Source organism: Geobacillus sp. PLS 41 (assembly GCF_056494105.1).
Genome location: NZ_CM151395.1, coordinates 1,270,994 through 1,282,770, shown reverse-complemented (window position 1 = coordinate 1,282,770; position 11,777 = coordinate 1,270,994). Strand labels below are relative to the sequence as shown.

The following is an 11,777-nucleotide window of genomic DNA, read 5'->3' as shown; positions in this document are numbered from 1 at the left end:
TGTCAACATCAACCGAAAACAGGAGGGAGAGAGTCCATGAAACATCTTACCACAGAATGGCCTTTATTAAAAGAGCTGGAGGAACAATTAGTCAGAACTCTTCAAAAGGTGTTCGCTGTCTTGTTGGCGGCCCTTTTGGAGGAGATTGATCAACAACTGGCGGAAGCGCGGGACAAGCGCCGGTATCAGCTGAAAGACAAACGGCCGACCACGATCCAAACGCTGTTTGGAGAAGTGACGTTTCGACGGAACTACTACTATGATCGGCAGGCGGGGGCGTATACCTTCTTGCTGGATGCCGAACTGGGCTTTGATGGAGCGCAGTCGATCAGCCCTTGCCTCGAGGAAACGGCGGTCGAGTTGGCCGTAGAGTGCTCTTCCTACCGCAAAGCGGCCCGTACGTTGGAGTCGATCGTGGGGTATGCGGTCCTAAGCCACGAGGCGATTCGCCAACTGGTGCTGGAGGCCCCTGTCTCGCTGCACCACCCTGTTTCCCAACGGCACGGCCGAGTGCTGTTTGTGGAGGCGGATGGGCTGTTCATTTCCCGCCAGGGGAAAGGGAAACGGGCGAAAGAAGAGAAAATCCTGGCGATTCACGAGGGATGGAAACGAAACGGTTCGCAGCTTGAGCTCGTGAACCGGCGCCACTACCTCCATGAAGGGGAGGGAGACGTGTGGGAACGGTTTGAAGAGTGGCTGATGAACGAATATGCCTATGATCCGTGCCGGGACCTTTTGATCATCAACGGCGACGCGGCGTCGTGGATCACGGCCTGCCGGGAGTATTTTGGGAAGCGGGCGTGCTTTCAGCTGGATCGATTTCATGTGGCGCGGGAGTTGCGTCAGTGTCTGTCCGGCCATTCGCGTTGGCGGGAGGTGCGGAAGAAGCTGGCGAAACAAGACGAAGAGGGGCTTCTCGTGGAGCTGAACAGCGCGGTCGGCACGTTGGAGGACGAAGCGAAAGAGAAGCAGATGGCTGCCATGATCCGCCGGATCGAGTCGATGCCGGGATGCATCCGGGACTATCGGGAGTGGCTGTCGGAGCAAGGGGTGGAGACGACCGGCATGCGTCCGATGGGCCACGCCGAGAGCGTGATGAGCCGGTTTGCGCATCGGGTGAAATCCCGCCGCAGCTGGAAAGACCAAGGGCTTCGGGCGTTTCTGAGGGCGATGGCAGCCCGAATCGACGGGATCGGGTGGAGAAAGGGACGGTGGGAGGAGCAAGAGCCCCAGTCGGCCGTCTCGGCCTCAACAAAGTCCAAGCGGATCGAACAGGCCAAACGGAAGGCCGGACGGTTATGGGCAGATGTGGTGCGTCAGAATCTACCGTGTCTGCAGCGGTCATCCGGGACGCCGATCCATCAAGCGTTGTCGGCGCTCCGGGATGGTGGTTGGGTGTAAAAAAATGGAATATCGTATCATCGCCTCAAGATGAGGGATGAGAGTCCGAAAGCGCTTACGATATCAATTCCTGAAAATGGTTCGCTAACTAGTGATTGACAACACCCGTAGTGAACCGAAAAAATGTTCTCCACAAAGTCTTGACTGACTCGAAGGGAAACAAAATGTTGACTTTATCCTCTAAAAATCATATAATAGCCTTTGTGTAAAATATAGCAGCCTTTGTGCCCACCTTTATGGTTCATTTTGTTCCTCGACCCGCCGAGGTGCATCGTGTAACTCTTAGCTGCGAGAGCGAGGATGCATGAAAACAAAATGGCCATAATTGTTGGCGCACATCTGCTTTTATTTTACGGGAATAAAAGCGTAAGGAGGAGCAACGAATGGCTCGTTATACTGGCCCAATGTGGAAAATTTCCCGCCGCCTTGGCATCTCGTTGAGCGGCACGGGGAAAGAATTGCAAAAACGTCCGTATCCGCCTGGCCAACATGGTCCGGGGCAACGGCGGAAATTGTCGGAATATGGCTTGCAGCTGCAAGAAAAACAAAAGCTGCGCCATATGTACGGCGTGAACGAACGCCAATTCCGCAAAACGTTTGAAGAAGCAGGCAAAATGCCGGGCAAACACGGCGAAAACTTCATGATTTTGTTAGAATCGCGCCTAGACAACCTCGTCTATCGCTTAGGGTTGGCCCGCACGCGCCGTCAAGCCCGCCAGCTCGTGACGCACGGCCACATTTTGGTCGACGGCAGCCGCGTCAACATCCCGTCGTACCGCGTCAAACCGGGACAAACGATCGCCGTTCGCGAAAAATCGCGCAACTTGCAAGTGATTAAAGAAGCGCTCGAAGCGAACAACTACATTCCAGATTACTTGACGTTCAATCCGGAAAAAATGGAAGGGACGTACACCCGCTTGCCGGAGCGTTCCGAACTGCCGGCGGAAATCAACGAAGCGCTCATCGTCGAGTTCTACTCGCGTTAAGGCGCAAAAAAGATCCGAAATGCATCGGCATTTCGGATCTTTTTTCTTAGGCGTAGCGAATCAAATAATACTTTTTCTTCCCGCGGCGGATGACCGTAAACCGCCCCTCAAGGCGGTGTTCAGCCGTTAATATGGCGCCGACGTCTTGAAGGCGCTCGCCGTTGACGTAAATGGCGCCGTTTTGGATGTCTTCGCGCGCTTGTCGCTTCGATGGCGAAATGCCGGCAGAAACGAGCAGCTCGACAAGCGGAACGTCGCCTCCTTCATGAACGAATGACGGCACATCTTTGAACCCTTGCTCAATTTCCGCCGCTGTCAAATTGGCAATGTCGCCGCTAAAGAGCGCTTCAGAAATGCGAATCGCTTGCCTGAGCGCCTCTTCGCCGTGCACGAGCTTTGTCACTTCCTCAGCAAGCGCCTTTTGGGCCGCCCGCTTCTCTGGGGCCTCACGAAGCTCTTGTTCAAGCGCTTCGATTTCCTCTTTCGACAGGAACGTAAAGTACTTCAAGTAACGGATCACATCGCGGTCATCGGTGTTGATCCAAAACTGGTAAAACTCGTACGGCGACGTTTTCTCTTTGTCGAGCCAAATCGTGCCGCTTTCCGTTTTCCCGAATTTCGTGCCGTCCGCTTTCGTCACAAGCGGGATCGTCAAGCCAAACGCCCGCGCCTCGCCTTTCGTTTTGCGAATAAGCTCAAGCCCTGCCGTGATGTTGCCCCATTGGTCGCTCCCGCCGATTTGCAGGCGGCATCCTTCCGTCTCGTACAGGCGGAGAAAATCGTATGCCTGCAGCATCATATAGCTGAACTCGGTAAATGAAATGCCCGTCTCGATGCGCGATTGAACCGACTCTTTCGCCATCATGTAGTTGACGCTGAAATGCTTGCCGACGTCGCGCAAAAACGTAATGACATCCAGCGGCCCGATCCAGTCGTAGTTGTTTTTGATTTTCGCCGGATTGCCGTCCGCTTCAAAATCTAAAAAGCGGCCGAGCTGTTCTTTAATACGCGCGCTCCATGCCTCGACGGTTTCTTTGGCATTGAGCGTGCGCTCGCTTTTTTTCCCGCTCGGGTCGCCGATCAACCCCGTCGCTCCGCCGACTAGGGCGATCGGCCGGTGCCCCGCCTGCTGGAAGCGGCGCAGCGTCAAAATGGCGGCCAAGTTGCCGATATGCAAACTGTCCGCCGTCGGGTCAAACCCGCAGTAGAGCGTCACCCGCTCCTCATTCAACAGCTTGCGCAACCCGTCTTCATCCGTCGTTTGGTTGACGAGCCCGCGCCATTGCAATTCCGCAAGCAAATCCATGTCCTTCACCTCTCTATAAATGTCATGCAAAAGAAAACACCCGCCCGTGATGAAGGGGCGAGTGTTCGTCGCGGTACCACCCTACTTAGAAAGCATGGTGCTTTCTCACTCATTTGGATAACGGCGCCGGCCGGCGGATGGCTACTAGGTGCCAAAAACGTTCGCCATCGCTGCTCAGGGAGGTAATTCACGCCTGCCTGTGGACTGGCTCGCACCGTCCGCCAGCTCTCTGCACCAGGGAGGCAGCCGCTACTTGTTCCCATCATCGCTTTCTCATATGAAATATATACATTCTTATTACCATAGCGATGCGCTCGCTGTCAACCCTAACGCTTTTCGCACAAACAGCGAAAAATCAGCAAAATTCCACAATGCCTCCCCTTCCTATGGTATACTGATATATAATGACTTGCCGCATAGGGGGGCTGGCATGAAGCGAAACCAACTTTCCATTTCTCTTGAAAAAGCGTGGCATTATTTTTCCCTTACATACGATGTGGTTTGGAACGTCATCTTAATTTTGCTCATCGCCGCACTCTGCCTTGTCTGCTTTGCCATCGGCGCCGGCGCCGGCTATTTTGCCTTTTTGGTCAAAGATATGCCCGTTCCCTCGCCCGACGAGATGAAAAAGGAGATTTACCATTACGGCGAAACGAGCCACATGTACTTTGCCAACGGCGTATATTTAGGCCGGTTCCGGTCCGACCTTGACCGCGAGGCGGTGCCTCTTTCCGAGGTGTCGCCATACGTCGTGCAGGCGATCATCGCGACCGAAGACGAACATTTTTATGAACACGACGGCGTCGTTCCGAAGGCCGTCATCCGCGCCGTGTTTCAAGAGCTGACCAACTCGCCGGTCAAAAGCGGCGGGAGCACGCTTACGCAGCAGCTCGTCAAAAACCAGATGTTGACGAACGAGGTGTCGTTTGAGCGGAAGGCGAAAGAAATGCTGCTTTCACTTCGTCTGGAGAAATTTTTTTCCAAAGAAGACATTTTAGAGGCGTATTTAAACGTCGTTCCGTTCGGCCGCAATTCTTCAGGGCGCAACATCGCCGGCATCCAAGCCGCGGCCCAAGGCGTCTTTGGCGTCAACGCCAAAGAGTTGAATCTCGCTCAAGCGGCGTTTTTGGCCGGACTGCCGCAAAACCCGTTCGTCTACACCCCGTTTGCCGCTGACGGCAGCGTCAAATCGGATCTCTCGGCGGGATTGAAACGGATGAAAACGGTGCTGTACCGGATGAAACGGGCCGGCTACATCTCGGAAAAACAGTATAAGGAAGCGCTTTCCTATGATGTGGCGAAGCATTTCGCCGCCCCGAAGCCGTCGCCGTTTGAACAATATCCGTTTTTGACGATGGAGATTGAGCGGCGGGCGAAAGAGGTGCTCGCCGAGACGTTCGCCAAGCGCGACGGCTATAAGCCGGAAGAGGTGAAGCGCGACCCCGCTCGTTTCCGCCGCTACCTCGGCGAGGCGGAAAAAGCGTTGCGCCAAGGCGGATATCGGATTTATACGACGATCGACAAAAAGATTTATGAACAAATGCAGCGCATCGCCGCCCGCTACCCGTATTACGGAAGCGACAATGTGTATTACACCAAAGACAAGAAAACAGGAAAAATGATCCCCCATCGCCAACCGGTCGAAGTCGGGGCGATGCTCATCGAAAACAAAACGGGAAAAATCATCAGCTTCGTCGGCGGCCGCGATTATGGGCGCGAGCAGTTGAACCACGCCACCCAGGCGCACCGGTCCAACGGGTCAACGATGAAACCGCTCTTAGTATACGCGCCGGCGATGGAGATGGGCGTCATCCAGCCGGCGACGATCATTCCCGACTTGCCGCTTTCGATCGGTTCGTATACACCGAAAAACGCGGACGGAAAAACGCACGGGCTCGTCACGGCGCGCTATGCCTTGCAGCAATCGTTCAACATTCCGGCTGTTCGGACGTATATGAGAATTCGATCCCGCCATCCGATCGACTATTTGCATAAAATGGGGGTCACGAGCGTCGCCAAACAAGAAGAGGCCAATCCAGCTTTGGCGATCGGCGGGACGCACATTGGCGTCACGGTCGAGGAAAACGTCAACGCCTATGCGACGTTCGCCAATTACGGATCGTTCGTGGACGCTTACATGATTGAGAAGATTGTGGACAAAAACGGAAAGATCGTTTACAAACATCAAAGCAAACCCGTCCCGGTGTTTTCGCCGCAAACGTCGTACTTGATGATCGATATGATGCGCGATGTGCTTCACGGCGGAACGGCCTCGTCGGTGCCGCGCTACTTGACCTTTTCCGCCGATTGGGCGGGAAAAACCGGCACATCGCAAGACAAGCGCGATTCGTGGTTTATCGCCGTCAATCCGAACGTCACGTTCGGCGTTTGGATCGGCTATGACCGGCCGGCGCCGCTTGAGTCCCGCTACAAAGGGCTTTCCTACAGCCAGCGCACCCAGCTGTTATGGGCGCGGTTGATCAATGCTGCCTATCAAGAAAACCCGAAGCTCATCGCTCCGCCGAAGCGGTTTCTCATGCCAGGCGGCATCGTCCGCCGCGCTTACTGCGCCGCGAGCGGCTTCAGCCCGTCGGCCGCGTGCGAAAAAGCCGGGCTCGTCCGCTACGATCTGTACAATACGAAGTTTGCACCGCGGGAAGGAAGCGGCGAGGAAGTGATGGAAAGCCGGGTCGTCGTCATCGGCGGACGCCGCTATGTGGCGCTTGAGACGACGCCGGAAGAGTTTGTCACTCGCGAAGTGATCGTGAATCCGAAGCTTCTCGCCGATTGGGGGATCAACGGCGAAGGGCAGGCGGGCGATGCATCGCTCGTCTCCACATTAAAGGAAAACGGCCGTCCACCGGCTCCACCCGCCGCTCGGCTTGCAGGGGGCAAGCTCGTCTGGAATCGCCATAACGAGCCGGATGTCATCGGCTACCGCGTCTATCTAGTGAACGAAACGGGGGAACGACGCCTCGCCGCCGCTGTTAAAGCGGACGAGGCAGCCTCGTTTTCGCCGCTGCAGCCGGGCGCCGCGTACTGCGTCACTGCTGTGGACATCGCCGGACAGGAATCGGCGCCGTCGAACCTCGTTTCGCTGCCGTCCGCCTCGCCGCCCAATTCCGGTCGTCAAAAGAGCGGCGAGCCGTCTTCTCCCCCGCCGTCGGGTGACGTAGAGTGACAAGGAGCTGACCCAAAAGATTGTCTTTCTTTGATTGGCTTTCTTTAGAAGATGCCATTCGTTTTGAATAAAGAGTTGGCGCGTATATATGGTGATCGAAAAGAGGGTGTCCCGATCCTTGTTGGGACACCCCTTCTTGTTTGGTGAAGATGGGGAAAGCACAACGATTTTCGCCAAATGGATGGTTCTTAAGCGAAGAGGAAACGGGCATGTATCAAGTTTTTCAAATGGAGAAATCACGCTGTTGGCCGCGTTTTCCGTTCCATCACCGTCTTTGCAGCCGCCCCGCTTCGGCCCCAGCCTGAAAAGAACAACAGCGCCTGGAACAGCGGATGTTCCAGACGCTTTTCGCTCATCAGTCTTCCATCGTCGACAAATCGCCGGTCGGCAAGTTGAGCTCCCACGCCTTTAGGACGCGGCGCATGATTTTCCCGCTCCGCGTTTTCGGCAGTTTGTCGCGGAACTCGATCTCACGCGGCGCGGCATGAGCGGCAAGCCCTTTTTTCACAAATTGGCGGATGTCTTCTTTCAGCTCCTCGGACGGCTCGTACCCTTCGCGAAGCGCGATGAACGCTTTGATGATTTCCCCGCGCACCGGATCCGGCTTTCCGATGACGCCGGCTTCGGCAACGGCCGGATGCTCGACGAGCTTGCTTTCGACTTCAAACGGCCCAACGCGTTCGCCGGATGTGTTGATGACATCGTCAACACGGCCTTGGAACCAGAAGTAGCCGTCTTCATCCATGTAGGCCGAATCGCCGGATACGTACCAGTCGCCGATAAAGTATGATTCATATTTTTGCGGGTTGTTCCAAATCGTTTTCATCATCGACGGCCAGCCTTTTTTGATGGCCAAGTTGCCCATCCGGTACGGCGGCAAGACGTTTCCTTGGTCATCAATGATCGCCGCCTCAACGCCCGGAATCGGTTTCCCCATCGATCCCGGCTTGATTTCCATGCACGGGTAGTTGCAAATGAGATGCCCGCCTGTTTCCGTCATCCACCACGTATCATGGATGCGGCGGCCGAACACTTTCATCCCCCAGCGGATGACTTCCGGGTTGAGCGGCTCGCCGACGCTCAAAATGTGGCGGAGCGAGCTTAAATCATATTTTTTCACGACTTCATCGCCGGCGCCCATCAGCATGCGGAACGCCGTCGGCGCGCTGTACCAGACGGTGACGCCGAAATCTTGGATCGTTTGATACCAAGCATCCGGGCTGAAGCGGCCGCCGACGATGACGCTTGACGCTCCGCACAGCCACGGGCCGAAGATGCCGTACGACGTCCCGGTCACCCACCCCGGGTCAGCCGTGCACCAGTAAATGTCGTCTTCTTTTAAGTCGAGCACCCATTTCGCCGTTTGATAGTGCTGAATCATCGCGTTATGGACGTGCAAAACGCCTTTCGGCTTGCCGGTCGAACCGGATGTGTAATGCAAAATCAAGCCGTCTTGGCGGTCGACCCATTCGATGTCGAAATGCTTGCTTGCCTCATTCATCCGCTTTTTCAAATCGATGTACGGCCCTTCCTCGACAATGCCGTCGCCGACCAAAAAGACGTACTTCAACTCCGGCAAATCGCCGACCGGCACGCGCGGCAGAAGCTCCGGCGTCGTAATGATCGCCTTCGCCCCGCTGTCTTCAAGACGGTCGCGCACCGCTCCTTCCATGAACGCCTCAAACAACGGCCCGACGATGGCGCCGGTTTTAATGATCCCAAGCACCGCAAAGTACAGTTCCGGAGAACGCGGCATGAACACGAACACACGGTCGCCCTTCTGAATGTCCGCCGCCTGTTTTAAGACGTTCGCCACCTTATTGGACATCTCTTTCATTTCTTTGAACGTATATTTCTCGTTCCGCACCGCGTCGCGGTAATAGAGCGCCACTTTATTTTTACGGAACGACTCAGCATGGCGGTCGATCGCCTCATACGCCATGTTGACTCGGCCCGTTTCATGCCAAGAAAACTCTTTCTCCACTTCCGACCATTGAAACTGTTTATATGTTTCTTCGTAGTTTTTCAAATTGTAGTCCCCTTGTATGACAGGAAGCCGTTCTGTGTTCATTCTCCGATCCCCCTTATGTAAGTGATTACATTTCTATTATAATCGATTGAAAACCATTTCTCAATTTTTAAAATATTCCTCGTCCCCACTTTTTTGAAATTTTTTTGAACCGCACCAGCCGGCGCCGTTTTTATGTATAATGGAAGCAGAACGACCAATTCAGGTGGTGGACGAATGGAACATAAAAAAACGTATAACGCCAAAGAGCTGAAAACCCCGAAAGGAACGCTCCTCATCGAAGGGCCGGTGACGCCGGAAGCGTTGGCCAGCTATGAATTCCACCATGACCTCACTTCCTTCCGCCCGCCTGCCAAACAACACAAAGCGTTGATCGAAATCGCCAAGCTGCCGGAAGGGCGGATCATCATCGCCCGCCGCGGCGAGGTGATTGTCGGGTATGTGACGTTTTTGTATCCTGATCCTCTCGAACGTTGGTCGGAAGGGAACATGGAAAATTTGCTCGAGCTTGGCGCCATTGAAGTCATTCCGGAGTTCCGCGGGTTTGGCGTCGGAAAAAATTTATTGATCGTCTCGATGATGGACGACGCCATGGAAGACTATATCATCATTACAACGGAGTATTATTGGCATTGGGATCTAAAAGGCACGGGGCTGAACGTATGGGAGTACCGAAAAGTGATGGAGAAAATGATGAACGCCGGCGGGCTCGTCTGGTATGCGACCGACGACCCGGAAATTTGCTCCCATCCGGCGAACTGCCTCATGGTCCGCATTGGCAAACGGGTCGACGCCGAATCGATTCAACGGTTCGACCGGCTTCGGTTTATGAACCGCTATATGTACTAGCTGAAATTCTCAGCTGTCCGGACGTTTGCGCCCGCCTTGCCGGTTGCGGGCGGCGCGCATAAAATGCCACGCACAAAGGGGAGAGGAGAACGATGCTTGTCGAACAAGTGATGAAAGCACCGGTTATCACGCTTCGCGCCACCAATACAATCGCCGAAGCGCTGCAGCTGCTAAGACATCACCGCATCCGCCATCTGCCGGTCGTCGACGAGGAAGGACGTCTTCTGGGGCTTGTGACGAGCCAAGATTTGCGCGACGCGAGCCCGTCCATTTTCCATCTTCATGAACATCTTGAAGACTTGCAAAAACCGGTCAGCACGATTATGAAAACCGACCTCATCGTCGGCCATCCGCTCGATTTCGTCGAGGAGGTGGCGGCGCTCTTTTACGAACACCGAATCGGCTGTCTGCCGATCGTCAATCACAGGAAACTCGTCGGCATCATCACGCAAACGGATTTGCTCCGCACGTTCATTGAATTGACCGGCGTTCACCAGCCGGGGTCGCAAATCGAGATCAAAGTGCCGAACGAAACCGGCATGTTAAGCAAAGCGGCGGCCATCATCAGCGAGCGCCATGTGAACATCGCCAGCGTCTTGGTGTATCCAGCTCCGGATCCGAATGAGAAAATTTTAGTTTTCCGCGTGCAGACGATGAATCCGCTTCCATTGATCCGCGATTTGCAAAACGCCGGCTATCACGTGCTATGGCCGAACTTGCCGGGGGTTACGTCATGAGCCGAAACTGCGCATTCGTCTATAGCGAGCAATTTCTTCAGTACAAATTTCATGACGACCATCCGTTCAACCAGCTGCGGGTCAAAATGACATACGACTTGCTTTGCACGCTCGGCGCGCTCGAAGACCGCCAGATCGTCGCCCCGCGCATGGCGACCGATGACGAGCTGGCGCTCATTCACGACCGCTCCTACATCGAGGCGGTGAAAGCGGCCGGGCGCGGCGAGCTGTCGGAAGCGGCGGCGCAAAACTACGGCCTTGGCACCGAGGATACGCCGATTTTCCCAAACATGCACGAAGCGAGCGCTCTTTTGGTCGGCAGCACCCTCACCGCCGTCGACGCGGTTCTTTCCGGAGCGGCCGAGCATGCGCTCAACCTTGGCGGCGGTCTGCACCACGGCTTCCGCGGCAAAGCATCCGGCTTTTGCGTCTACAACGACAGCGCGGTCGCCATTCAATACATCAGGGAGAAATACGGACTGCGCGTGTTGTACGTCGACACGGACGCCCACCACGGCGACGGGGTGCAATGGGCGTTTTACGACGATCCGAACGTTTGCACGTTTTCCATTCATGAAACGGGGCGCTATTTGTTCCCAGGGACCGGAAATGTCAACGAGCGCGGCTTAGGCGCGGGCTACGGCTATTCGTTCAACATTCCCGTTGATGCGTTCACGGAAGACGAATCATGGATCGCCGCCTATACGACCGCGCTTCGGGAAATCGCCGACTTTTTCCGCCCGGACGTCATCGTGACGCAAAACGGCGTCGACGCCCACTATTACGATCCGCTCACCCATTTGTCGGTGACGATGAAAACCTACCGCGCCATTCCGAAACTCGCGCACGAAATCGCGCATGAATATTGCGGCGGACGCTGGATCGCCGTCGGCGGCGGCGGCTATGACATCTGGCGCGTCGTGCCGCGGGCATGGGCGCTCCTTTGGCTCGAGATGACGGGACAAGCCGATGTGTCCGGCCCGCTGCCGGATGAGTGGCGCGAACGTTGGCAACCGCTTTCACCCGTCGCGCTTCCGCTTGAGTGGGACGACCCGGATGACTTGTATCCCCCGATCCCGCGCAAGGCGGAGATCAGCGAAAAAAATGCGCAAACGGTGGAAAAGGCGTTGTATTTCATTCGCAGTCAACGCCGGGCGGGGACTTGATTTTTTTTCATTTAAAGAAAACAATGGATTTCTACGTCCTGTTTTCCTAGTCAACTTCCGTTTTCACCGAAAAACGGGCCGACTGCAAGGCGATTGCAGCTGTCAAAAAAGAAATGGAGCAA

The 11,777-nt window shown here is 55.3% G+C and carries 8 protein-coding genes and 1 other annotated feature; of the genes, 6 read left to right on the top strand and 2 right to left on the bottom strand.

Annotated features, from left to right (window positions below; all coding sequences use genetic code 11):
• The first annotated feature begins 36 nt into the window (after positions 1-36).
• Positions 37-1,401, top strand: coding sequence for an ISLre2 family transposase (locus tag ACVX3G_RS06370; RefSeq protein WP_014194571.1), 1,365 nt, complete (start codon positions 37-39; stop codon positions 1,399-1,401).
• Between the two features lie 383 nt (positions 1,402-1,784).
• The gene (gene rpsD / locus ACVX3G_RS06365; protein ID WP_011232276.1) at positions 1,785-2,387 is read left to right on the top strand and encodes a 30S ribosomal protein S4; all 603 of its coding nucleotides are present in this window, start codon (positions 1,785-1,787) and stop codon (positions 2,385-2,387) included.
• A gap of 46 nt (positions 2,388-2,433) precedes the next feature.
• Here rpsD and tyrS read toward each other — a convergent pair whose 3' ends face one another.
• On the bottom strand, positions 2,434-3,693 hold the full coding sequence (tyrS, locus tag ACVX3G_RS06360; RefSeq protein WP_015375638.1) for a tyrosine--tRNA ligase: 1,260 nt from the start codon (positions 3,691-3,693) through the stop codon (positions 2,434-2,436).
• Between the two features lie 50 nt (positions 3,694-3,743).
• Positions 3,744-3,968: a binding site (T-box leader), on the bottom strand.
• Between the two features lie 155 nt (positions 3,969-4,123).
• On the opposite strand from tyrS, the gene ACVX3G_RS06355 reads away from it, so the two are divergent.
• Entirely contained in the window at positions 4,124-6,874 is a 2,751-nt protein-coding gene (locus ACVX3G_RS06355; protein ID WP_033845333.1) for a transglycosylase domain-containing protein, read from the top strand.
• 355 nt (positions 6,875-7,229) lie between these two features.
• On the opposite strand, the gene acsA is transcribed toward ACVX3G_RS06355, so the two are convergent.
• Positions 7,230-8,945, bottom strand: a complete 1,716-nt coding sequence (gene acsA, locus ACVX3G_RS06350) for an acetate--CoA ligase (protein ID WP_011232280.1) — start codon at positions 8,943-8,945, stop codon at positions 7,230-7,232.
• Between the two features lie 174 nt (positions 8,946-9,119).
• Between acsA and ACVX3G_RS06345 the strand changes: the two genes are divergently transcribed.
• The 3 genes from ACVX3G_RS06345 (at position 9,120) to ACVX3G_RS06335 (ending at position 11,655) form a co-directional block, all read left to right on the top strand.
• Positions 9,120-9,752 carry a GNAT family N-acetyltransferase gene (locus ACVX3G_RS06345; protein WP_011232281.1) on the top strand — a complete coding sequence of 211 codons (633 nt, stop codon included), beginning with the start codon at positions 9,120-9,122 and terminating at the stop codon, positions 9,750-9,752.
• Between the two features lie 92 nt (positions 9,753-9,844).
• Positions 9,845-10,489, top strand: a complete 645-nt coding sequence (locus ACVX3G_RS06340) for an acetoin utilization AcuB family protein (protein WP_021322104.1) — start codon at positions 9,845-9,847, stop codon at positions 10,487-10,489.
• Positions 10,486-11,655, top strand: coding sequence for an acetoin utilization protein AcuC (locus ACVX3G_RS06335; protein ID WP_011232283.1), 1,170 nt, complete (start codon positions 10,486-10,488; stop codon positions 11,653-11,655). The genes ACVX3G_RS06340 and ACVX3G_RS06335 overlap by 4 nt, the downstream gene beginning before the upstream one ends.
• The last annotated feature ends 122 nt before the right edge of the window (positions 11,656-11,777 follow it).